At 64.9% G+C, this 22,000-nt stretch carries 19 protein-coding genes; 4 read left to right on the forward strand and 15 right to left on the reverse strand.

The features are described from left to right. The first annotated feature begins 3 nt into the window (after positions 1–3). A complete protein-coding gene (locus tag ACS5NL_RS10475) occupies positions 4–480 on the forward strand; it encodes a peroxiredoxin (RefSeq protein WP_439353734.1) in 477 nt (158 codons plus the stop codon). Positions 481–638: 158 nt separating this feature from the next. Continuing rightward, a complete protein-coding gene (locus ACS5NL_RS10480; protein ID WP_439353735.1) occupies positions 639–2,393 on the forward strand; it encodes a PhoH family protein in 1,755 nt (584 codons plus the stop codon). 761 nt (positions 2,394–3,154) lie between these two features. On the opposite strand, the gene ACS5NL_RS10485 is transcribed toward ACS5NL_RS10480, so the two are convergent. From ACS5NL_RS10485 to ACS5NL_RS10530, 10 genes are all read right to left on the reverse strand, one after another. Beyond that, positions 3,155–3,877: a hypothetical protein gene (locus ACS5NL_RS10485; RefSeq protein WP_439353736.1), complete on the reverse strand. Its 723-nt coding sequence runs from the start codon at positions 3,875–3,877 to the stop codon at positions 3,155–3,157. A gap of 134 nt (positions 3,878–4,011) precedes the next feature. Further along, on the reverse strand, positions 4,012–5,454 hold the full coding sequence (dnaB, locus tag ACS5NL_RS10490; RefSeq protein WP_439353737.1) for a replicative DNA helicase: 1,443 nt from the start codon (positions 5,452–5,454) through the stop codon (positions 4,012–4,014). A 178-nt stretch (positions 5,455–5,632) separates the two neighbouring features. Continuing rightward, positions 5,633–6,085 carry a 50S ribosomal protein L9 gene (gene rplI, locus ACS5NL_RS10495; RefSeq protein ID WP_439353738.1) on the reverse strand — a complete coding sequence of 151 codons (453 nt, stop codon included), beginning with the start codon at positions 6,083–6,085 and terminating at the stop codon, positions 5,633–5,635. A gap of 13 nt (positions 6,086–6,098) precedes the next feature. Continuing rightward, positions 6,099–6,380, reverse strand: coding sequence for a 30S ribosomal protein S18 (gene rpsR, locus ACS5NL_RS10500; RefSeq protein WP_066154570.1), 282 nt, complete (start codon positions 6,378–6,380; stop codon positions 6,099–6,101). 12 nt (positions 6,381–6,392) lie between these two features. After that, positions 6,393–6,698 carry a primosomal replication protein N gene (gene priB / locus ACS5NL_RS10505; RefSeq protein WP_439353739.1) on the reverse strand — a complete coding sequence of 102 codons (306 nt, stop codon included), beginning with the start codon at positions 6,696–6,698 and terminating at the stop codon, positions 6,393–6,395. Between the two features lie 9 nt (positions 6,699–6,707). Then, positions 6,708–7,115 (reverse strand): 30S ribosomal protein S6, encoded by a 408-nt coding sequence (gene rpsF / locus ACS5NL_RS10510; protein WP_411364145.1) that lies wholly within the window; start codon positions 7,113–7,115, stop codon positions 6,708–6,710. Positions 7,116–7,239: 124 nt separating this feature from the next. Further along, a complete protein-coding gene (locus ACS5NL_RS10515) occupies positions 7,240–9,324 on the reverse strand; it encodes a sodium:solute symporter family protein (protein ID WP_439353740.1) in 2,085 nt (694 codons plus the stop codon). Next, on the reverse strand, positions 9,321–9,581 hold the full coding sequence (locus ACS5NL_RS10520; RefSeq protein ID WP_439353741.1) for a DUF4212 domain-containing protein: 261 nt from the start codon (positions 9,579–9,581) through the stop codon (positions 9,321–9,323). Before ACS5NL_RS10520 ends, ACS5NL_RS10515 begins: the two co-directional genes overlap by 4 nt. 30 nt (positions 9,582–9,611) lie before the next feature. After that, complete coding sequence (locus ACS5NL_RS10525) at positions 9,612–10,187, reverse strand: tetratricopeptide repeat protein (protein WP_439353742.1); 576 nt, start codon at positions 10,185–10,187, stop codon at positions 9,612–9,614. Between the two features lie 23 nt (positions 10,188–10,210). After that, the gene (locus tag ACS5NL_RS10530) at positions 10,211–10,507 is read right to left on the reverse strand and encodes a hypothetical protein (RefSeq protein WP_439353743.1); all 297 of its coding nucleotides are present in this window, start codon (positions 10,505–10,507) and stop codon (positions 10,211–10,213) included. Positions 10,508–10,672: 165 nt separating this feature from the next. On the opposite strand from ACS5NL_RS10530, the gene ACS5NL_RS10535 reads away from it, so the two are divergent. After that, positions 10,673–12,535 carry a putative nucleotidyltransferase substrate binding domain-containing protein gene (locus ACS5NL_RS10535; RefSeq protein ID WP_439353744.1) on the forward strand — a complete coding sequence of 621 codons (1,863 nt, stop codon included), beginning with the start codon at positions 10,673–10,675 and terminating at the stop codon, positions 12,533–12,535. A gap of 216 nt (positions 12,536–12,751) precedes the next feature. On the opposite strand, the gene ACS5NL_RS10540 is transcribed toward ACS5NL_RS10535, so the two are convergent. From ACS5NL_RS10540 to ppsA, 5 genes are all read right to left on the reverse strand, one after another. Next, positions 12,752–14,944 carry a 3'-5' exonuclease gene (locus ACS5NL_RS10540; protein WP_439353745.1) on the reverse strand — a complete coding sequence of 731 codons (2,193 nt, stop codon included), beginning with the start codon at positions 14,942–14,944 and terminating at the stop codon, positions 12,752–12,754. Beyond that, positions 14,941–15,315, reverse strand: a complete 375-nt coding sequence (locus ACS5NL_RS10545) for a response regulator transcription factor (protein WP_439353746.1) — start codon at positions 15,313–15,315, stop codon at positions 14,941–14,943. Before ACS5NL_RS10545 ends, ACS5NL_RS10540 begins: the two co-directional genes overlap by 4 nt. A gap of 1 nt (position 15,316) precedes the next feature. Next, the gene (locus tag ACS5NL_RS10550) at positions 15,317–18,076 is read right to left on the reverse strand and encodes a sodium:solute symporter family transporter (RefSeq protein ID WP_439353747.1); all 2,760 of its coding nucleotides are present in this window, start codon (positions 18,074–18,076) and stop codon (positions 15,317–15,319) included. A gap of 3 nt (positions 18,077–18,079) precedes the next feature. Beyond that, positions 18,080–18,304 carry a hypothetical protein gene (locus ACS5NL_RS10555; protein WP_411364136.1) on the reverse strand — a complete coding sequence of 75 codons (225 nt, stop codon included), beginning with the start codon at positions 18,302–18,304 and terminating at the stop codon, positions 18,080–18,082. Between the two features lie 146 nt (positions 18,305–18,450). Next, complete coding sequence (gene ppsA / locus ACS5NL_RS10560) at positions 18,451–20,850, reverse strand: phosphoenolpyruvate synthase (RefSeq protein WP_439353748.1); 2,400 nt, start codon at positions 20,848–20,850, stop codon at positions 18,451–18,453. Between the two features lie 214 nt (positions 20,851–21,064). Here ppsA and ppsR point away from each other — a divergent pair, with 214 nt between their 5' ends. Continuing rightward, a complete protein-coding gene (gene ppsR / locus ACS5NL_RS10565) occupies positions 21,065–21,886 on the forward strand; it encodes a posphoenolpyruvate synthetase regulatory kinase/phosphorylase PpsR (RefSeq protein ID WP_439353749.1) in 822 nt (273 codons plus the stop codon). Positions 21,887–22,000 lie beyond the last annotated feature (114 nt).

Raw genomic sequence — 22,000 nt, forward strand, 5'->3', positions numbered from 1 at the left:
AGCATGGCAGTCGTTGTCAACAAACCCATTCCCGAATTTGAAGCCATGGCCACCGGTGGCATCAAGGTCAGCAACCAGACGCACGTGGGCCAGACGGTGGTGCTGTACTTCTATCCCAAGGACAACACCCCCGGCTGTACCACCGAAGCGATGCAGTTCCGCGACAAGTACAAGGACTTCGTCAAGGCCGGAGCCCAGGTGTTCGGCGTGTCGCGCGACAACATGAAGTCGCACGACGACTTCAAGGCCAAGCTGGAACTGCCGTTCGAGCTGATCGCCGACACCGAAGAGAAGATGTGCCACATGTTCGGCGTGGTCAAGAACAAGATCATGTACGGCAAGAAGGTCAAGGGCATCGAGCGCAGCACCTTCCTGATCGGCGCCGACGGTCAACTCAAGCAGGAGTGGCGAGGCCTGAAGGTGCCCGGTCACGTCGAGGAAGTGCTCAAGGCTGTCAAGGCCCTGAAAAAGGCCGCCTGAGATCACCGCAGACAGTTCATTTGAGTCGTGCATAATGGGTTCATGACCCAGGTCAGACCGATTGCACCAACCCTCTGCCGTTTGCCTCGCTTCATGCAAAGCCGCCTGGTTTTCCTGGCGGCTTTTTCATTTTCCGGTCCGCGCTGAACCACCGCCCCATGCCACTGCCCCCCGCTCCCTCCAAACGTGCCGCCCTGCTTGCCCCTGAGGCATACAGCCTGAAATCCAGCGACGACGACTTCAAAGACCTTCCGGCACCAGCCCCTGCTCCGACCGCACGGCAAGCCGACACGTCCCCGCGGACCACGCCGGCGCGTTCTGGCGCCAATGGCAAACGAAAAGACAGCGGCAAGGGAACGGCCAAGCCGGTTGTGGCCCCCGCGCCGATCCCCGACCAGGTTGTCCGGGCACCCGAGCCAGCTGCCGTTCCGGCACCTGCGCCGATCCTGACACCGGTGCTGGCCAAGACTCCCCAGCCTGCACCGGCACGTCGTGGACGCAGCGCAGCGTCGGTCTCGACCGGCCCGACCCGTCTGTTCGTGCTGGACACCAATGTGCTGCTGCACGACCCGATGAGCCTGTTCCGCTTCGAGGAACACGACATCTTCCTGCCGATGATCGTGCTGGAAGAACTCGACGGTCACAAGAAGGGCATGACCGAAGTGGCCCGCAACGGCCGCCAGACCAGCCGCACGCTCGACGCCCTGGCCGCCCAGACTGGCGGCGACATGGCCAAGGGACTGAAGCTCTCGGCCACCGGCCATCTCGCGGCACGCGGCACGCTGTTCTTCCAGACCGAGCCGCTGCACGACGAACTGCCAGCCAGCCTGCCCCAGGGCAAAGCCGACAACCAGATCCTCGGCGTGGTCCATGCGTTGCGCGACAAGTTCCCGCAGCGGGAAGTGATCCTGGTGTCCAAGGACATCAACATGCGGGTCAAGGCCCGCGCCTTGGGTCTGGCTGCCGAAGATTACGAAAACGACAAGACGCTGGACGATGGCGAACTGTTGTACTCCGGCGCGCTGGCCCTGCCGCAGGACTTCTGGACCCGCCAGAGCAAGACCATCGAGAGCTGGCAGAGTGGCAGCCACACCTTCTACCGGGTCAGCGGCCCGGCGGTGACCCAGTTCCACATCAACCAGTTCGTCTACTTCGAGGCACCCGGCGAGCCGTCGCTGTATGCCCGCGTCACCGAAATCCGCGACAAGACCGCGGTGCTCAAGACCCTCAAGGACTACACCCACCTGAAGAACGCCATCTGGGGCGTCACCAGCCGCAACCGCGAACAGAACTTCGCGCTCAACCTGCTGATGGACCCGGAGATCGACTTCGTGACACTGGCCGGCACGGCCGGCACCGGCAAGACCCTGATGGCCCTGGCCAGCGGCCTGACCCAGGTGCTCGACGACCGCCGCTACACCGAGATCATCATGACCCGTGCCACTGTCAGTGTGGGCGAGGACATCGGCTTCCTGCCCGGTACCGAGGAAGAGAAGATGGGCCCCTGGATGGGTGCCCTCGACGACAACCTTGAGTTCCTGGCCAAGGGCGATGCGGGTGGCGCCGGTGAATGGGGCCGTGCCGCGACCAACGAGCTGATCCGCAGCCGCATCAAGGTCAAGAGCATGAACTTCATGCGCGGCCGCACCTTCATGAACAAGTACGTCATCATCGACGAGGCGCAGAACCTGACGCCCAAGCAGATGAAGACGCTGATCACGCGTGCCGGCCCCGGCACCAAAATCATCTGCATGGGCAACCTCGCCCAGATCGACACCCCCTATCTGACCGAGGGCTCATCGGGCCTGACCTTCGCGGTCGACCGGTTCAAGGGCTGGCCACACGGGGGGCACATCACGCTGGCGCGCGGCGAACGCTCACGGCTGGCGGATTTCGCGAGCGAGGTCCTTTGACCCGAAAGCCACATCATCAGGAAACCTTGCAACAGACATCACCACCAGAAGGTCTGGCTGCTTCTGGCGGTGTTCTTCCTAGCAAAAAGCGCCGTGTTATTCGAGATATTTGTATATTATCCGCTGCTCTGACTATAGACACAGATGATATCAGCACAGCAACAGGAGGCATCTCCCCGTAACCCGCCAAACATGTTCGGTTGTGGGAAAGATTGATACCATTGAACGTTATCGCAAAAGAAGAATCACTGGCATTCACCCAATCCAGCACTGATGTACACAGCAACCTACACTACGCACCGCTTGGTGAGTAGAGGCTCAACTCATCGGCTAGCAAGCCCGATAGAACAATCACATTGTTCGTGAAATTCCGGCCAAAACTAAAGTTGATGATATTTCCATCTTGCCAGTCACCTCTCGCGGAAAACATCTGGAAAAGTCTACAGGCACGAAAACCCTTCAGACTTATCAATAAGCTGTAGCGTTCGCCAGAATACCGAAACCGACTGGGAGGCCCCATCCCAATCCTGCGGTGCGTAATTAGTTTCCCAGCGACATCAAGTTACGCAAAAAGCGAAAATCCCTATCGAGCTACCAATTTAATAACGCACAGACAGAAAAAACGGAACTTGCTCATTGCCTCCACAATTTCATCACCCCAGGGAAGAAGTGCCAGCAGATTCACCAATATTGTCTTGAGTGACTCCCGGTCGACATCCGAGAAAGGATCTATCGACTCTGCCGCGGGAGGTCGCCGACGATCACTGAACCCTGCAACAGGTCCTCGATGCCCTCAATTCAGCAGCACTTCCGCCATTGTTTTGCGCGGAGCAGGTGCCACCATTGACAAAGACAAAAGGCATCTGCCACGAGCCAGACTCGCAATTGGTCGAGGTCGGGACATAGCCGGATGCACAAACTGGGGCAATGACATTTTGAGTAGCTCCAGCAGCAACGCTAACGGTTGTGTTGGCGGTAGTCACGCAAGAAAGCGTCGGCACAGCGGGCGGCTCAAAATACCCGACCACATCTACAACGTAATCGGTCTGAGCACTAGAGTAAATGCTCAACTCAGCAGCAGATGGGCCTGTATCTTCTCTCACAATCACATCATTTGTGATGCCCACCCCGCTAAAATTGACTGTGTTTCCGTCCTGCCACGCACCAAGATACGGAAATATCTTGAAGAACCCGGATGCGCCTGCGGGTGGCAACACCGTCAAACTCACCGCGAGCGCCTGTGCCGTCGTCGGAATGCCACAACCGGCTGCATCTGCAGTACCTCCTTGGGTCGCATAACTTGAAATGGCTGTCACATCCAAGTTCCTGACGGTTGAAGCGGGGAGAGGAGAACTGATGACCCGAGAGTCGGCTATGCGGCACCGCGCGTTCAATGCCTTGTAAACGTTACCGGTCTGTGCATAGGCACTTGCGGCAGAGACCAAAACCAATAGAGCAATGCAAGCTTTGGCGAAAATGTTCATGGCAACTCCTCAGCGGCTTGGTTTCGTGGACCATTGTTTGCCCCCCTGTTTGCAAAAGTTTACAGAGTAACCTTCCCGTTGAACAGCCATGCTGCCAGGACCATCCCCTCTCATGGGGAAGGCGTGCGGCGTCGTCAATAGTCGTCGCCGCCGATGCCGCCGCCAGCCAGGGTCTCGAAGCGGGTCAGCATGTTCAGGAAGGCCAGCTTGCAAGTCCCGGTCGGGCCATTGCGCTGCTTGCCGATGATGATCTCGGCCACGCCCGGCTCTTTGCAGGTCTCCTTGTTGTAGTACTCGTCGCGGTAGATGAACATGATGATGTCCGCGTCCTGCTCGATGGCGCCGGATTCGCGCAGGTCGGACATCATGGGGCGCTTGTCGGTCCGCTGCTCCACGGAGCGGTTGAGCTGTGACAGCGCGATCACCGGGCACTGCAGTTCCTTGGCCAGCATCTTCAGGCCCCGCGAAATCTCACCGAGTTCGGTGGCGCGGTTGTCACCCCCCGAGCTGCTGGAGCCACTCATCAGCTGCAGGTAGTCGACCACGATCAGGCCGAGCTTGCCGCACTGGCGCGCCAGACGCCGCGCGTTGGCGCGCAGCTCGCTGGGGGTCAGGCCCGGTGTCTCGTCGATGTGTAGCGAAATGGTGCGAAGCTTCTCGATGGCTTCGGTCAGGCGAGGCCACTCGTCGTCGGTCAGCTTGCCGGTGCGCAGATGGCCCTGGTTGATGCGGCCGATCGAGCCAACGATACGCACCGCCAGCTGGGCCGCACCCATTTCCATCGAGAACACCGCCACCGGCAGGCCCTCGTTGAGCGCCACGTGTTCCGCGATGTTGATCGCGAATGCGGTCTTGCCCATGGACGGACGCGCTGCCAGCACCACGAGGTCGCCCGCCTGCAGGCCCGAAGTCATGCGGTCCAGGTCAATGAAGCCGGTCGGCACGCCCGTGATGTCGTTCGGGTTATCGGCCATTTCTTGGACCCGGTCCAGCAGGTCCACCACCAGGGTGTCCATGCTCTGGAACCCCTCCTTCATCCGCGAGCCTTCTTCGCCGATCTTGAAGATCTTCTGCTCGGCTTCGTCCAGGATCTTGGCAATCGGCCTGCCCTGAGGGTTGAAGGCGTTGGTGGCGATCTCGTCGCTGGCGGCCACCAGCTTGCGCAGGATGGCGCGCTCGCGCACGATCTCAGCGTAACGGCGGATGTTGGCTGCGCTGGGTACGTACTGAGCCAGCGAATTCAGGTAGGCCAGGCCACCGGCTTCGTCGGCTTTGCCCAGGTTCTGCAGATGCTCGTACACGGTCACCACGTCGGCAGGCTTGCTGGCATTGACCAGCGTGGCAATCGCCGAATAGGTCAGGCGGTGTTCGTAGCGGTAGAAGTCGGAATCGTTGATCAGGTCGGCGACCCGGTCCCATGCGCCGTTGTCCAGCAGCAGGCCTCCCAGCACACTGGACTCGGCCTCAATCGAGTGCGGAGGCACACGCAGCTGGGCGAGCTGCTGGTCGGAACCAAAGCCGGCCTCATCCAGACCGGCATCGAAGGAGGAAAGCGAAGAAGAGAAGACGGCGGCCATGGCGTTCCTGTGAATCCTGAAATGGTACGCCGCACCCCCATTCCTGTCATGGGACAAGTCTGTGGACAACGCGTGCACAGGCTGGGGAACCGACGGGATAAGTGGCTGGCAGAAACAAAAAGGCCGCTGACCCGGAGGCAGCGGCCTTTTTCAGGACGGCAGATGCCGCCCCAGGGACTCAGGCGGTTTCGCCCAGCACCGTGACAGCCACGTCGACCGTGACGTCGGTGTGCAGGTTCACGCTGACGGTGTACTCACCCACGGTCTTGAGCGGACCGTTGGGCATGCGCACCTGGGCCTTGACCACAGCGAACCCTTGCTTGTTCAGCTCTTCGGACACGTCGTGGTTGGTGACGGAGCCGAACAGGCGACCGTCCACGCCGGCCTTCTGGCTCAGCTTGAGATTCAGGCCAGCGATCTTCTCACCCAGGGCCTGGGCTTCGGACAGCTTGGCAGCGGCGGCCTTTTCCAGATCGGCACGGCGGGCTTCGAATTCGGCCACGGCGGTCTGGGTGGCACGGCGGGCACGGCCGGACGGGATCAGGAAGTTGCGGGCGTAGCCGTCCTTGACCTTGACCACATCACCCAGCGAACCGAGGTTGACAACTTTGTCGAGCAGAATGATTTGCATGTGATTCTCCCTATCAGACGCGGTGCTGGTCGCTGTACGGCAGCATGGCCAGGAAGCGGGCGCGCTTGATGGCGGTGGTCACCTGGCGCTGGTAGATCGCGCGGGTGCCGGTCAGGCGGGCGGGAATGATCTTGCCGTTTTCAGAGATGAAATCGCGCAGGACGTCCACGTCCTTGTAGTCGACTTCTTCCACACCAGCGACGGTGAAGCGGCAGAAGCGCTTGCGCTTGAACAGCAGCGATTGGGTGTTGCGCTTGGGGCGCTTGTCTTTGTTGAAACGTTTCGGTGCAGCCATGATGGGCCTTTCCTATGTCTTGCTGAAATCTTGGATATGGAACACAACGCCTTTGCCGTTGCGTGCATTCGCCATGAATCCCTGAAACCTGCCGACCATTTCAAGGCTCTGCCTCGAGAGGGTTTCGGCCAGTGCCCCGAAGGCCACGGCGCGAATCTGCAGCTTCACGGATCGCGGGGTGTCCAGTTCGACGACGGTCGATTCGTGCTCCAGCACGAGATTGACCGCCGGAATGCCTGCCGGGGTGTAGCGCAGGCTCTGGACCTGCACCACCGTGGCCGACACTTCAAACTGGTTGGTACCCGCTGGCGATGTCACGCGCCGGGATCAGGCCTCGGCGCGCTGTTCGCGAGGCTCGCGGGATTCGCGGCCTTCACGCTGCTCGGGCGCAGCCAGCTTGCGGGCTTCCTCGCGCTCGACCGCCTTCATCATGCTCGAAGGGCCGGTTTCGGCTTTCTTCTTCTGCACGGTCAGGTGGCGCAGCACGGCGTCGTTGAACTTGAACGCGTGTTCCAGTTCACCCATCACGGCCTGGTCGGCTTCGATGTTGACGCACAGGTAGTGGGCCTTGGACAGCTTGTTGATCTGGTAAGCCAGCTGGCGGCGGCCCCAGTCTTCAACGCGATGGATCTTGCCACCACCGGTGGTGATCATGCCCTTGTAGCGCTCCAGCATGGCCGGAACTTGTTCGCTTTGATCCGGGTGGATCAGCAAAACGATTTCGTAATGACGCATGGACTCTCCTTGTGGATGACCCGTGCTTTCGGTGAAAGCACGGTTTTTGCAGAACAGCCGCCCCCGGCGTCAACACGGGGTGCGGCAAGGCGAAGCCCATGATTCTAGCAAATTTCCCGTCGGATCAGTTCATCTTCAAGTTGGGGTAGCGGACGTGCTCGACCAGCTCCTGGGATTTCCGGCTGGGCGTGTGGGTGAACAGGCTGACCAGGATGATCACCAGAAATCCCACCGGGACCCCGAAAACGCCGGCCGAAATGGGCTGTATGTCCCACCAGAGGTGCACCGGCCGGGTCACGCCGAAGATGCCGCGCAGCCAGGGCTGGTTCATCACCATGTAATAGGTGGTCATGCCCAGGCCGGCGATCATGCCCAGCGAAGCCGCGATGCCGGTGGCCCGTTTCCAGAAGATGCCCAGCACCAGCGCCGGGAAGAAGGCGGCCGCCGCGAAAGAAAACGCCGCCGACACCAGAAACAGGATGTCGGCCGGCTTCTGTGCCGCGACGTAGGCGGCCAGCAGGGCCACGATCAGCAGCAGCATCTTGGAGATCGTCACCCGGCGTGCCGTCGACGCGTTGGGATCGATCATCTTGTAATACAGGTCGTGCGACAGGGCACTGGAAATGGTCAGCAGCAGGCCGTCGGCGGTCGACAGGGCTGCGGCCAGGCCGCCGGCCGCGACCAGCCCTGAAATCACGTACGGCAGACCGGCAATCTCCGGCGTGGCCAGCACCACGATGTCGCCGCCGATCGTCATCTCGTTGAGCTGCAGGATGTTGTCCTTGTTCACGTCGGTCAGCGACAGCAGGGTCGGATCGACCTTGTTCCAGGCCGCCACCCACTGCGGCAACTGGTCGAACGGCGTGCCGATCAGCACATGGAACACCTCGTACTTGACCATCACCGCCAGCGCCGGTGCCGTGATGTACAGCAGGAAGATGAAAAACAGCGACCACGTCACCGACTGCCTGGCTTCGCGCACGCTGGGCACCGTGTAGTAGCGCATCAGGATGTGGGGCAAGGCCGCCGTGCCGACCATCAGGCAGAAGATCAGCGCCAGGAAATTGCGGCGCGAACCGTCAAAGGCCTTGCGCTCCGGCTCGCTGCCCTGAGGGTCACCCGAAAACTGGGCGGAATGGGCCGGCATGCCGTTGAGCGGCCGGGACTTGGTTTCGGCCAGCGCCTTGACCCGGGTCCATTCGGCGATGGCGGAAGACTCGTCCTTGGGCACGGCCGCCAGCGCCTTCTCTGCGGCCGCCATCTTGCCCATCGACGCGTTGGCCGCGCGCACCTCGGCCAGCCGGGCCGTCGCGGCCGCACGGTCGGCCGCCAGCGCCGCCGCCGGGTGCCGCAGCTTGGCATCGAGCTCGGCGGCGCGCTTCTGGTAGATCTCGCGCACCTCCAGTTCCTTGGGATCGTTGGTGAGCAGCTTCTCCTTGGCGGTCACCTTCTCCAGCTGGAAGCCGTAGACCAGTTGCGGCACCGGCACGCCGGTCTGTTTCACCGACAGCCAGACCACCGGAATCATGTAGGCCACGATCAGGATGATGTACTGGGCGACCTGGGTCCAGGTCACGGCACGCATGCCGCCCAGGAAGGAGCAGACCAGGATGCCTCCGAGTCCGAGAAAGATGCCCAGCTCGAAGGCCACACCGGTCAGGCGCGAGGTGATCAGGCCAACGCCATAGATCTGCGCGACCACATAGGTGAACGAGCAGAGGATGGCTGCGGCAATGCCGATGAAGCGCGGCAGGTTGCCGCCGTAGCGCTCGCCCAGGAAGTCGGGAATCGTGTACTGGCCGAACTTGCGCAGGTAGGGCGCGAGGAACAGCGCCACCAGGCAGTAGCCACCCGTCCAGCCCATGATGAACGCCAGGCCTGCATAGCCCGTCAGATAGAGCGTGCCGGCCAAGCCGATGAACGAGGCGGCCGACATCCAGTCGGCGCCGGTGGCCATGCCGTTGTAGACCGCCGGCACCCGCCGGCCGGCCACGTAGTACTCGGCCGCATCGGTGGTGCGGCTCATGATGCCGATCGCGGCGTACAGCCCCACGGTCGCCAGCAGGAAGATGAAGCCGATCCACTCGCGCGACAGGCCGATCTGCTCCAGCGCGGCCAGGGTCGCCACGAAGACAAAGAAGCCGATCGTGTACCAGGAGTACACCTTGTCCAGCTGCTGCTTGAAGGCCTTCTTCGACACCCTGGTCACTCTTCGTCCTCGTCCACGTCGTGACCGACATCCTGGCGGTGCATGTACCAGGCGTAGAAGCCGATGATCAGGCAGTACACCACCGGAGCGCCCTGCGCGCCCACCCAGTAACTGAAGGGCCAGCCGAAGAAATTGAAGCTGAGTTCACGCGCGTAGTAGCCCACGACAAAGGTCACCACAAACCAGATGAGCATCAGCACAGCGATGACGGCGAGATTCTTGCGCCAGTAGTGGCGCCGGCTCTCACTGGATTCCATGGCACCGCCCTCTTTGCAACGCCTGACGGGTCAGTGACATGCCAGCGGCTCCGTGCCGGGCGCGGCCAGCAGACCGAGCCCGGTCTCGCGCTCCAGTTGCGCCGCCACCTTGGGTTCGAATCCACGGAGGTGGCGAATGATCCGCCGCGCTTCTTCCGGCTCCTGCCGGTCTGCATGCACCCGCGCCAGCTGGTACCAGCCAAACGGGCTCATGGGCTGCAGTGCCGTGTTCCTGCGCAAGGCCTCGACCGCTTCGTCGAAACGGCGCAGGCGGATCAGGCAGAGACCCAGCCCGTACCAGGCCCGGTCCAGATCGGGCTGGATGTCGGTCGCGCGGCGGAACGCGGCCACAGCGTCCTCCAGCCGGTCCTGGGCTTCCAGCAGAAAACCGAGATTGAACCAGGCTGTTGCCAGCGAAGGCGCCACCCGCACCAGGTGTTCAAGGGTCTGCACGGCACCGGCGCGGTCGCCCTGCCCGGCTTGCAGAACCGCCAGCGAAGACAGCGCGTAGCGATCGTCCGGGAGGGCCATGAGGCGGCGGGTCAGGCAATCGCGCGCCCGCGACTTCCGCCCGGACACCAGCAACAGGCGGACCTGCCAGCGCATGCACCAGCCGTCCAGGCTGGCCCTCAACGACACAGCTGGACCCCGACCGAGAGGCAATGGGAAATCTTGGCGACCGTCACCAGCGCCCAGACAAAGCCGAGCATGAGAAACGCCACCAAGGGGTGGTGCCGTTGCAGCACAAACCGGGGGGGCAGGACACCGACCAGGAGCACGAAGGGTCGCCCCACCTGCTGCAGCAACTGATAGAACAGATTGCTGTCCTTGCGCGGCCCGGCGATCAGGCCCAGCACCCACTGCCCCAGCAGTGCCAGGAGTGCGATTTCAACGACGAGTTTGACGGTGGTGATGAGAGTCAGCATGTAAGCAACGCGTCAAAGTCAGCCCATTCTGATTTGGCATCTTACCAACCGCTTACAAAGCACCCGCACCGCATCCCTGTCCGGTCAAACACCGAGAGGGTAAACCCGCGGCGCGCCCATACCGCGGGTGTAGCATGACCGCTTCGCCCCCGGACCCCACCGCGCATGGATCATCTCGAAGGAAACACCACGCCACTGGCCGCCTTGCTGGAGGCCCACCGGGTGCTCGGGCTGCTGCCACCCGCCGCCAGGGACACGCTGGCGCAGACACTGAAGGTGCAGCTGGCCGACGACGGCGAGCGCCTGGCCGGCGACCAGCCGCTGGCAAGCGCCCTCTACTGGCTGATCGAGGGCGAATGCGCCCTGCTGGACGCGGCCGGCGACACCGTGCTGCTGCTGCGCGCGGGTGAGCTGTTCGGGGCCAACCATGGCGGAGCCACCGGGGTGCTGGCCGCTCAGGCCAGGGGCAAGGTGCGCTTCACCGGCATCGATGCCGCCACGGTGCAAGGCTGGCGCGAGGACTCTCCCGCCCTGGCCTACCTGCTCGGCAACGGGTCCTCCGGCACCCGGGCCCCGGACCCGGGCCTGCCTGGCGGCGACCCGGCGCTGAACCTCATGAGCACCCCGGTGCGTGCCCTGATCCGGCGCGAACCGATCACGCTCGCCCCGGAGACCAGCATCCGCGACGCCGCGCGCATCATGAGCGAGCAGCGGGTGTCGTCGGTGCTGATCGTTGAACAGGGCCTGCTGTTCGGCCTGATCACCGACCGAGACCTGCGCAACCGCGTCATCGCCGCCGGCCTGGACACCGCCCGGCCGATTGCCGACATCGCCACGCTGGCGCCGATGAGTGTCGACCTGCGGGCGCCCGCCTTCGACGCCCTGCTGCTGATGGCCCGCCACGCGATCCACCATGTGCCGGTGCTCGATGGCCAGCAGATCGCCGGCATGATCACCGCGACCGACCTGACCGAGCAGCACAGCACCTCGGCGGTCTACCTCGCCGGCGACATCTACAAGCAGCCCAGCATCGAGGGGCTGCAGAACGCCGCCGGCAAGATCGGGCGCCTGCAGCGGAGCCTTGCGGCGGCGCAGGCCTCGGCCGACAACACCGGCCGCATCATCACCACGATCACCGACGCCATCACCACGCGCCTGCTGCAACTCGGTGAAGCGAGACTGGGACCGCCGCCGGTCGACTACGTCTGGGTCGCGGCCGGCTCGCAGGCCCGCAGCGAACAGACCGCCAGGTCCGACCAGGACAACTGCATGGTGATCGACGACGCCTACGACGAGGCGACACACGGCGCCTACTTCAAGGCGCTGGCGACCTTCGTGTGCGATGGCCTGAACGCCTGCGGTTATGTGTACTGTCCCGGCGAAATGATGGCCATGACCGACCAGTGGCGGCAACCGCGCCGGCGCTGGATCGAATACTTCACCGAGTGGACCAGCCAGCCCGACCCGACCGCGCTGATGCTGACCTGCGTGTTCTTCGACATGCGCGCGATCCACGGCAACAGCGAGCTGCTCAGTGCCGTGCGCCGCCATGTGCTGCAGCGCACCCGGGGCAACACGATCTTCCTGGCCCACCTGGTCGGCAATGCCCTGCTGCGCGAGCCGCCGCTGGGCATGTTCAAGGGCATTGCCACCGTGCGCAGCGGCGAACACAAGGGCACCGTCGACCTCAAACACCACGGTGTGGTGCCGGTGGTCGACATGGCGCGGGTGTATGCGCTGGCCGGCGGTGACGAAGACGTCAACACGCAAGACCGCCTGCGCGCGGCCAACGCCAATGGCGCCCTGAACGAGAAGAACGCGCGCGACCTGCAGGACGCGCTGGAATTCCTGGCGTTCCTGCGCCTGCAGCACCAGACCAGGCAGATGAACGCCGGCCTCGTGCCCGACAACCACCTGCGCCCCGAAGAACTCTCCAACTTCGAACAGACCCAGCTCAAGGACGCGTTCGTGGTGGTGCAGTCGATGCAGAAGGCGCTGGGGCACCGGTACCAGGCCGGGAGATTCTGACCCCCCCCGCGCCGCGCCTCGCGGCGCGTCACCCCCCAGGGGGCGATGCGAGTGGCCCGGCGAAGCCGGTTCCACCGCATCCTCGAATCGGTCACGCACTCCGGAGAAAGGGTTTGGGTGTCGAGGGGGAGTTGATTCCAGGGCACCGCGGAACCGGCTCTGCCGGGCCGCCAGTGCCGCCCCCTGGGGGGTGACGCCGCAGGCGGCGCGGGGGGGTCAATACTTTATTCGGGCGTAGTACGTCTTCTGCGCCGCCTCGCGCGCCTGGCCCAGGGTGTGGATGCCCTTTTCGGCGAGCAGGGGGATCAGCTTGAGGAACACCTCTGCCGTCACCATGGCGTCGCCCAGCGCGGTGTGCCGGCCGACCACGGTGACGCTGAAGCGCTCGGCGATCGCTTCCAGCTTGTGTGAGTCCTGGTTGGGATGGACCACCGCCGACAGCAGCAGCGTGTCCAGCACCGGATGGTCAAACGCCACCCCGGCGACCTTCTCCTTGAGCTGCAGGAAGCGCATGTCGAACGCCGCGTTGTGCGCCACCAGCACCGTGTCCTGCGCGAAGGCGTGAAACGCTGGCAGCACCTGGTCGATCGTGGGTTTTCCCATGACCATCTCGGGCTGGATGCCGTGGATCGGGATCGACGCCGGCGGAATCAGGCGCTGCGGATTGACCAGCTGCTCGAAGCACTCCTGCCTGAGCAGCTTGTGGTTGACGATGCGCGCCGCACCGATCTGGAGGATCTCGTCGCCTTGTGCCGGGTTTAGGCCGGTGGTCTCGGTGTCGAACACCGTGTAGACCAGATCGGTCAGCAGGCGGTCGTCCATGGAGCGGGTCTGCTCGGTGGTCTTGAACAGGTCGAAGTCGTAGTACTCGGGCCGGCTGTCGCCGGCCGCGAAGTCCGCCGCCTCGGCCTGCTCCTGCGGATTGGCCAGCGGCAGCAGGAAGCGGAAAAACGCCTGGTGGCGGACGCGTTCGCGCTCGAACCAGAAGGCCCCGTTGTGCCGCTCGACCACATCGCGCACGGTCAGGCGCAGGGCTTCACCGCCGACCTTCATCGGGTCCAGCTCCCAGCTCATCACCGTCTCGGTGCTCATCGCCTGCCCGCTCCAGATCAGGTCCAGCCAGGCCTTGCCGGCCGAACCGGTCGCCGGCTGCAGACGCAGCTGCACGAAGCGCACCTCGAACTCGTCGGCCAACCGGCCGGCCAGATAGGCCAGTGCCTGCATCAGAGAGAAGCTCTCGACCTTGAGCCACAGCGAGGCATCGACCTCGGCTGCTGTGGCGGGCATGGACAGCGATTCGATGCGCTTGAGCGATGCCGTCACCAGATCGGCCCCCAGCATGTCCTCCAGCGGCCAGCGGGTCTTGAGGCTGTCGGCCGATCCACTTTCGAGCTCGCCGATGCGCTGGCTCAGCGACCGGGTCTCGTCGCGGAGCACACCCAGGAAGCGCTCGCGCATCGGCGCGTCCAGGTCGGGATAGTCGAGCATGTCCAGCGCGGCCTGCATGTTCGCCATGGCCGCGCGGCTGCGTTCGGTCAGCGTGTGCAGCACCTGGTCCTTGGCCGATTCCGCCTCGAACTCGCGGGTGATGTTGTCCAGCATCAGCACGAAGCCGGTCAGCTCGGTCGAGCGATCTTCCGCGGGGTCGACGGAGGGCGCCCGAACCGGTGCCATCTGCACCCGCAGCAGCTGGCCGGCCGGCGTCGTGGTCACAAACTGGGCCGAGGGCTGACCCGCGCCACGCTGCATGCGCTGACGGATGTTCTCCAGCGCGTGCGCCACCAGCTTGCGGTCGAACACACCGTACACCGAGCGGCCCAGGCCGATCAGTTCGGCGCCGCCGGCGACGCCGGGCGCCTGCGACAGGGCGCGGAACTGCATGCGCGCGCGGTTGTTGTAGAGCAGGATGCGGCCGTCCAGGTTGCAGACCACCACGCTCTGGGTCAGCTCGGACATCAGCGCCGCCAGCCGGCTCTTCTCCTGCTCGATGCCCTGCGCCGCCTCGCGCACCCGGGCGTCCATCTGATGGCGCAGCGCCTCGCGCTGGCCGACCAGCTGGTTGAACAGCCCCACCAGCACCTTGGTCTCGGCGTTGCCCTTGGGCGTGAGCTCGCGCACCACATCGGTCCGCAGCAGCACCTGCGCCTCCTCGGCCAGTTGCACCGAGGGCGTCACCCAGAGGTCGAACCAGCGCTTGAGCCCCCAGCCGATCAGCGCCATGCCGGCGGCCCAGGTGAGCAGAATCAGGATCAGCCGGTCGCCGACCGTCTGCAGCACGGCCTGGCGCTCCTGCGCATCCATCGCCGAGCCGATCAGGCCCAAGGTCGCGGCCAGCCACAGCAGGGACGCCCCGGCCGCGCCGCCGAGCAACCACCACAGGCGCCGGTCGATCCGCTTCTGACCACTCATGCCGCGCCTCCGAGCAGCTCGCGCACCTTCTGCACCAGCTCCTTGGTCGAGAACGGTTTGGTCATGTAGGCATTGGCGCCCAGCGCCAGGCCCTTGGCCACATCGGTGTCGCGCCCCTTGGCGGTCAGCATCACGATCAGCGTGTCGCGCACCGCCTCGTTGGCCCGCACCTCGTGGCACACGTCAAAGCCGGTCTTGACCGGCATCATCACGTCCAGCAGCACCAGCGCCGGGCGCTCGCGCACGATCGCGTCGATCGCCTCCTGCCCGTCGCGCGCCAGCACCACCTCGAAGCCTTCGCGCTTCATCAGGAACTCCAGCGAGATCAGGATGTTGGGCTCGTCGTCGGCGATCAGGATCTTGGCAGTCATGTCATTGGTCTCCTTCGTTGTTGTCTGGTCTCTCGCCGGGTCCGGCCGCCGGCAGCGCAAACCCGAAACAGGCGCCCTGCCCCGGCACGGACCGCAGCCACATGCGACCGCCGAAGTGCTCGACGATCTGCCGGCTGATCGGCAACCCCAGGCCGGTGCCTCCGGGCCGGTAGTGCGCATCGCCCGCCACCTGCCGGAACTTCTCGAACACCGTGGCCTGCTGGTCGGCCGGGATGCCGGGGCCGTTGTCCTGCACCTCGACCACCACGTCGCCACCGTCCCGGAACAGCACCAGCTGCACCCGCCCGCCCTGTGGCGGCGCATACTTCAGCGCGTTGGACAGCAGGTTCAGCACCACCTGGGTCAGACGGTCCGCGTCGGCCCGGACCACCGCAACTTCCGTGTCCAGCCGCAGTTCCAGTGCCACCGCGCGCTCGCGGTACATCTCGGCCATGCTGCCCGCGGCCTGCCCGGCCACCTCGCGCAGGTCCACATCGTCCACCGTCCACTCGGCGTGCCCGGCCTCGATCTTGGCCATGTCCAGCACCTGGTTGACCAGGCGGCTCAGGCGCTCGGCCTCGGCCACGATGATGCCCAGAAACTGCTGCCGCTGCGGCAGGTCCATGTCGTCATCGTCCCGCATCAGTTCCGACAGCGCCCTGATGGATGTCAAGGGCGTGCGCAGCTCGTGCGTCACCGACGACATGAAGTCGTCCTTCAGGTGGTCCAGGCTCTGCAGCTTCTGGTTGGCCTCGCGCAGTTCGGTGGTCGCGCGCTCCAGCGACAGCGACTTCTCTTCCAGCGCCCGCGAATAGCTGCGCAGTTGCGAGGCCTCGTCGAGGATGCGCATCACGTCGTCGAGCTCCAGCGCCTCCTCCTCCGCCACCGAGGCCACCATGACCCGCGCCGAAGCGCTGCCGATGGCGCCCGCCAGCTGCGTCTCGACGAACTGCACCAGCCGCGGGTGCGCCGGCATCTGCGGCGCGAGCGCCATCCCGGACTCGGCAGCAAAGCTGTCGACCAGCTGCTGCGTCCGGGCTGCGCCCATGAAGCGCGCCATCAGCGCCTGCAGCGCACCGACCTGCGCCCGGCCCTGCCAGAACACGGGATGCGCCGTGTCGGTGCGCCGGAACACGTCGACAAACAGCAGCGCCTGGCTGGTCTCGGCCGCCGACGGAGCGCGCCAGAGCGACACCCCGACATAGGCGCCCACATTGGCCAGCAGGCTCCAGAACAATGAATGGGTCAGGTTGTCCAGACCGGCCAGGCCCAGGAAGGCTTCCGGCCGCAACCAGGCCCAGCCGAACAGGCCGTGCTGCAGGAAGCCGTCGGCCAGCCAGCCCGACTTGGCCAGCGACGGCAGCATGAGCGTGTAGGCCCAGAACAGGAAGCCCAGCAGCAGCCCCGCCAGCGCGCCGCGCCGCGTACCGCCCTTCCAGTACATGCCACCCAGCATTGCGGGGGCGAACTGCGCCACCGCGGCGAAGCTGATCAGGCCGATGCTCACCAGCGCGTAGGCCTCGCCCGCGAGATGGAAGTACAGGTAGCCCATCAGCAGGACCGCCAGGATCGCCAGCCGCCGGATCAGCAGCAGCAGCCCCGTCAGGTCGCCCGAGGCGCCGGTCCCGCCGGCCCGACCGCGCAGCAGCAACGGCATCACCAGGTCGTTGCACACCATGGTCGAGACGGCGATCGCCTCGACGATCACCATGCCCGTCGCCGCCGACAGCCCGCCCACGAACGCCACCAGCGCCAGCCCGTGCCAGCCGGCCGACAGCGGCAGCGACAGCACGAAGGTTTCCGGGTCCATGCGCCCGGGACCGAAATGCATCAGCCCGCCGATGGCGATCGGCAGCACGAACAGGTTGATCAGCAGCAGGTAGAGCGGAAACACCCAGACCGCGCGCCGCAGGTGCTGCTCCTGCACGTTCTCGACCACCATCACCTGGAACTGGCGCGGCAGGAACAGCACCGAGAGCATCGCCAGCAGGGTCTGCCCGGTCCACTGCGCGTAGGCAAACGGCTTGCCCTGGTCGAACTGCAGCAGGCGGTGGATGGCCGCGTCGCCCTGCGCGCGGTCGAACAGGTCGCCCAGCCCCTGGTAGAGACCGAAGACCACGAACAGCCCCACCGCCAGGAAGGCCAGCAGCTTGACCACCGACTCGAACGCGATGGCAGCCACCATGCCCTCGTGCCGCTCGGTGCTGTCGAGGTGGCGCGCGCCGAACACCATGGTGAAGCCGGCCAGCGCCAGCGCCACAAACAGCGTGCTGTCGCGCCACCAGTCCACCGGCGCGGAGGCCGCCCCACCCAGCGGCGAGGTCATCACGGCATAACCGCTGGCGATCGCCTTGAGCTGCAGCGCGATGTAGGGAACGATGCCGACCACCGTGATCAGGGTCACCAGCCCCGCCAGCAGCCGGCTCTTGCCATAACGGCTGGCGATGAAGTCAGCGATCGAGGTGATGCGGTAGGTGCGGGCGATGCGGATCATCTTGCGCACCACCATCCAGGCCAGGATCATGGCCAGCATCGGCCCCAGGTAGATCGGCAGGAACCAGACCCCCGAACTGGCCGCGCGCCCCACGCTGCCGAAGTAGGTCCACGCGGTGCAGTACACCGCCATCGACAGCGCGTAGACCCAGGCGTTGCCGATCACCGACCGCCCCTGGCGCGCGCGGCGGTCGCCCCAGTACGCCACCGCGAACAGCAGCAACAGGTAGGCGAACGCGACGCCGATGACCAGCGGGACGGGCAACATGGTTCAGGTCGGTCCGTCGTCCGGCGCAGGCAGGTCCGGGGAGCGCTCGACGATCCAGGCCACGGCCGCGATCAGCAGCGCCCAGATCAGGAACATGGCCAGGGGAAACAGCGGCAACCCGAACACGCGGACGTCGTGGTCCCAGAGCGCGAGCAGCGGGAAGTTGAACAGCGCCAGTCCCGCCACGAACAGGGCCACCAGCCGTTGGGCGTCCAGTTCCTGAAGCATGCGCGTCTCCTCTGTCGTGGGCGCGCTCGGCGGCGCGCCTCTGCAGCCGATTGTGCGCCGGGCACTGACCCCGGCCTTACGCGACCGCCACCAATGAAAACGGCCGGGCGAAAGCCCGGCCGTGGGTCCGCTCAGAGGCGGTCAGTTCACTTGGCGGTGGAGGCCAGCAGCTGCCAGGTGTCGACCACCGAGTCCGGGTTCAGCGAGATCGAGCTGATGCCCTCGTCGCGCAGCCACTGCGCGAAATCCGGGTGGTCGCTGGGGCCCTGGCCGCAGATGCCGACGTACTTGCCCTCGGCCTTGCAGGCACCGATGGCCAGCTTCAGCAACGCCTTGACGGCCGGGTCGCGTTCGTCGAAGTCGTGCGCCAGCAGTTCCAGGCCGGAATCGCGGTCCAGGCCCAGGGTCAGCTGGGTCAGGTCGTTGGAGCCGATCGAGAAGCCGTCGAAGTACTGCAGGAAGTCGTGCGCCAGCACGGCGTTGCTCGGGATCTCGCACATCATGATGAGCTTGAGATCGTTTTCACCGCGCTTGAGCCCCTTGGCCGCCAGCAACTCGGTGACCTTGCGCGCCTGCTCCAGCGTGCGCACGAAGGGCACCATCACCTGCACGTTGGTCAGGCCCATGTCTTCGCGCACCCGCTTGAGCGCCTCGCACTCCATCGCGAAGGCTTCGCGGAAGTCTTCGCTGATGTAGCGCGCCGCGCCGCGGAAGCCCAGCATCGGGTTCTCTTCGTCCGGCTCGTAGCGGCTGCCGCCGACCAGCTTGCGGTACTCGTTGGACTTGAAGTCCGACAGGCGAACGATCACCGGCTTGGGCCAGAAGGCCGCCGCGATGGTCGCCACGCCTTCGGCCACCTTGTCGACGTAGAAGGCACGCGGCGAGGCGTGGCCGCGGGCCACCGACTCGACCGCCTTCTTCAGGTCGGCATCGACCGCCGGGTAGTCCAGGATCGCCTTCGGGTGCACGCCGATGTTGTTGTTGATGATGAATTCCAGCCGGGCCAGACCGACGCCGCCGTTGGGAATCTGCGCGAAGTCGAACGCGAGCTGGGGGTTGCCGACGTTCATCATGATCTTCACGTCGACCTCGGGCATGGTGCCGCGCTGGACTTCGGTGATCTCGGTTTCCAGCAGGCCGTCGTAGATGTGGCCGGTGTCGCCCTCGGCGCAGCTGACCGTGACCAGCGTGCCGTCCTTCAGGTGGTCGGTGGCGTTGCCGCAACCCACCACGGCCGGGATGCCCAGTTCGCGCGCGATGATGGCCGCGTGGCAGGTGCGGCCGCCGCGGTTGGTCACGATGGCGCTGGCGCGCTTCATCACCGGCTCCCAGTTCGGGTCGGTCATGTCGGTCACCAGCACGTCACCGGGCTGGACCTTGTCCATCTCGCTGATGTTGTGCACCAGGCGCACCGGGCCGGTGCCGACCTTCTGGCCGATCGCGCGGCCGGACGCCAGCACGGCGCCCTTGCCCTTGAGCTTGTAGCGGACCTCGGTCTTGCCGGCGGCCTGGCTCTTCACCGTTTCGGGGCGGGCCTGCAGGATGTAGAGCTGGCCGTCGGTGCCGTCCTTGCCCCACTCGATGTCCATCGGGCGGCCATAGTGCTGCTCGATCACCAGCGCGTAGTGCGCCAGCTGCTCGACGTCTTCGGCACTCAGGCTGTAGCGGTTGCGCTGCTCGACCGGCACGTCGATGGTCTTGACCAGTTTCTTCGTGGCCGCCTTTTCTTCCGGTGTGGAGAACACCATCTGGATCAGCTTGGAGCCCAGGTTGCGGCGGATCACCGCGCGCTTGCCGGCCTTGAGCATGGGCTTGTGCACGTAGAACTCGTCGGGGTTGACGGCGCCCTGCACCACCGTCTCGCCCAGGCCGTAGCTGGAGGTGATGAAGACCACGTCTTCAAAGCCCGACTCGGTGTCGATGGTGAACATCACGCCGGCCGCGCCGGTGTCTGAGCGCACCATGCGCTGAACGCCGGCCGACAGGGCCACGTCGGCATGGGCAAAGCCCTTGTGCACGCGGTAGCTGATGGCGCGGTCGTTGTAGAGGGAGGCGAACACCTCCTTCATCTTGTGCAGCACCTCGTCGATGCCGTGCACGTTCAGGAAGGTTTCCTGCTGGCCGGCGAACGAGGCGTCGGGCAGGTCTTCGGCGGTGGCCGACGAGCGCACGGCGAAGGTGGCTTTCTCGTTGCCGCCGACCAGGGTGACGAAGGACTCGCGGATCGCCTTTTCCAGGTCGGCCGGGAACGGCTGGTTCTCGACCATGGCGCGGATCTCGGCGCCGGCCGCGGCCAGCGCACGCACGTCTTCGGTATCGAGCGCGTCCAGACGCGCGTTGATGCGGTCGGCCAGACCGTCGAATTTCAGGAACTCGCGGAAGGCGTGGGCGGTGGTGGCGAAGCCCGTGGGCACCTTCACCCCCTGGGGCAGTTGCGAAATCATTTCGCCGAGGCTGGCGTTCTTGCCGCCGACGACCTCGACATCGCTCATTCGCAGTTTTTCGAAAGGCACGACCAGATCGGTCGGCTCGAACAGGTTGGACATGGAAGACTCCTAAGGTTGAAAAACCGGGGGGCTCCATGCGCCAGCGGGTGACCTGTGATTCTGTTGTGGGTCGTGCACCGGGCAGGGGGCGGGCATTCTGTGCGCCCGTGATTGTAGGATGGCGCCAACGGCCCAACCCCGGCTTTCGCTGCCCTCCGTCTTGAAATCGGCGCCGAGCGGTACTGAAATTTCTTGCATCCCGACCAGATTCACCATGACCAACCGCACTGTCTTCTTCATCTCCGATGGCACCGGCATCACCGCCGAGACCTTTGGCAACGCCATCCTGGCCCAGTTCGAGACCACGGTGCGGCGGGTGCGCCTGCCGTTCGTGGACGACGTGGACAAGGCCCACCAGGCGGTGCGCCAGATCAACCACACGGCGGAAATCGAGGGCAAGCGCCCGCTGGTCTTCGCCACCGTGGTCAACATGGAGGTGCTGGCGGTGGTCAAGGAGCACTGCAACGGCATGATGCTGGACATGTTCGGCACCTTCGTCGAACCCCTGGAAGACGAGCTGGGCATCAAGTCCAACCACCGGGTCGGCCGTTTCTCCGACGCCTCCAAGAGCAAGGAGTACCACGACCGGATCGAGGCGATCAACTTCTCGCTGATGCATGACGACGGCCAGAGCCACAAGGACCTGCAGGGCTCGGACGTGATCCTGGTCGGGGTCAGCCGCAGCGGCAAGACGCCGACCTCGCTCTACCTGGCCATGCAACACGGCCTCAAGGCCTCCAACTATCCCCTGATCCCCGAGGACTTCGAGCGCCGCAAGCTGCCGCCGGCCCTGCTGCCGCACCGCAAGAAGATCTTCGGCCTGACGATCGCGCCCGAACGGCTCTCGGAGATCCGCAACGAGCGCCGCCCGAACTCGCGCTACGCCAGCCTGGACAACTGCCGCATGGAGGTCAGCGAGGCCGAGGCAATGATGCGGCGCGAGGGCATCCGCTGGCTTTCGACCACCACCAAATCGATCGAGGAAATCGCCACCACGATCCTGCAGGAAATCCGGCCCGAGCGGCTGGCCTACTGACCCCCCGGGAAAACACTTACCGTGTTTGGGTAGGGACTAACCCTAGAAACAAGGACCCTCCCCGGGATTTGTGACATTTCGTCAGAACGCCGTCAGGCGGCCTCCAAAAAATCG

The sequence above is a fragment of the Hydrogenophaga sedimenti genome (assembly GCF_051857515.1).
Classification (GTDB): Bacteria; Pseudomonadota; Gammaproteobacteria; order Burkholderiales; family Burkholderiaceae_C; genus Hydrogenophaga.

Excerpts from the sequence above, each read along its gene's own strand:
- ACS5NL_RS10550 (WP_439353747.1), bottom strand. The coding sequence starts at position 18,076 with ATGTTGCCCGTCCCGCTGGTCATCGGCGTCGCGTTCGCCTACCTGTTG.
- ACS5NL_RS10475 (WP_439353734.1), top strand. The coding sequence starts at position 4 with ATGGCAGTCGTTGTCAACAAACCCATTCCCGAATTTGAAGCCATGGCC.
- ppsR (WP_439353749.1), top strand. The coding sequence starts at position 21,065 with ATGACCAACCGCACTGTCTTCTTCATCTCCGATGGCACCGGCATCACC.
- ACS5NL_RS10485 (WP_439353736.1), bottom strand. The coding sequence starts at position 3,877 with ATGAACATTTTCGCCAAAGCTTGCATTGCTCTATTGGTTTTGGTCTCT.
- rpsF (WP_411364145.1), bottom strand. The coding sequence starts at position 7,115 with ATGCGTCATTACGAAATCGTTTTGCTGATCCACCCGGATCAAAGCGAA.
- ACS5NL_RS10530 (WP_439353743.1), bottom strand. The coding sequence starts at position 10,507 with ATGCTGACTCTCATCACCACCGTCAAACTCGTCGTTGAAATCGCACTC.
- ACS5NL_RS10540 (WP_439353745.1), bottom strand. The coding sequence starts at position 14,944 with ATGAGTGGTCAGAAGCGGATCGACCGGCGCCTGTGGTGGTTGCTCGGC.
- ACS5NL_RS10520 (WP_439353741.1), bottom strand. The coding sequence starts at position 9,581 with ATGGAATCCAGTGAGAGCCGGCGCCACTACTGGCGCAAGAATCTCGCC.
- ACS5NL_RS10545 (WP_439353746.1), bottom strand. The coding sequence starts at position 15,315 with ATGACTGCCAAGATCCTGATCGCCGACGACGAGCCCAACATCCTGATC.
- rpsR (WP_066154570.1), bottom strand. The coding sequence starts at position 6,380 with ATGGCTGCACCGAAACGTTTCAACAAAGACAAGCGCCCCAAGCGCAAC.
- ACS5NL_RS10480 (WP_439353735.1), top strand. The coding sequence starts at position 639 with ATGCCACTGCCCCCCGCTCCCTCCAAACGTGCCGCCCTGCTTGCCCCT.
- ppsA (WP_439353748.1), bottom strand. The coding sequence starts at position 20,850 with ATGTCCAACCTGTTCGAGCCGACCGATCTGGTCGTGCCTTTCGAAAAA.
- rplI (WP_439353738.1), bottom strand. The coding sequence starts at position 6,085 with ATGCAAATCATTCTGCTCGACAAAGTTGTCAACCTCGGTTCGCTGGGT.
- ACS5NL_RS10555 (WP_411364136.1), bottom strand. The coding sequence starts at position 18,304 with ATGCTTCAGGAACTGGACGCCCAACGGCTGGTGGCCCTGTTCGTGGCG.
- ACS5NL_RS10535 (WP_439353744.1), top strand. The coding sequence starts at position 10,673 with ATGGATCATCTCGAAGGAAACACCACGCCACTGGCCGCCTTGCTGGAG.
- dnaB (WP_439353737.1), bottom strand. The coding sequence starts at position 5,454 with ATGGCCGCCGTCTTCTCTTCTTCGCTTTCCTCCTTCGATGCCGGTCTG.
- ACS5NL_RS10525 (WP_439353742.1), bottom strand. The coding sequence starts at position 10,187 with ATGCGCTGGCAGGTCCGCCTGTTGCTGGTGTCCGGGCGGAAGTCGCGG.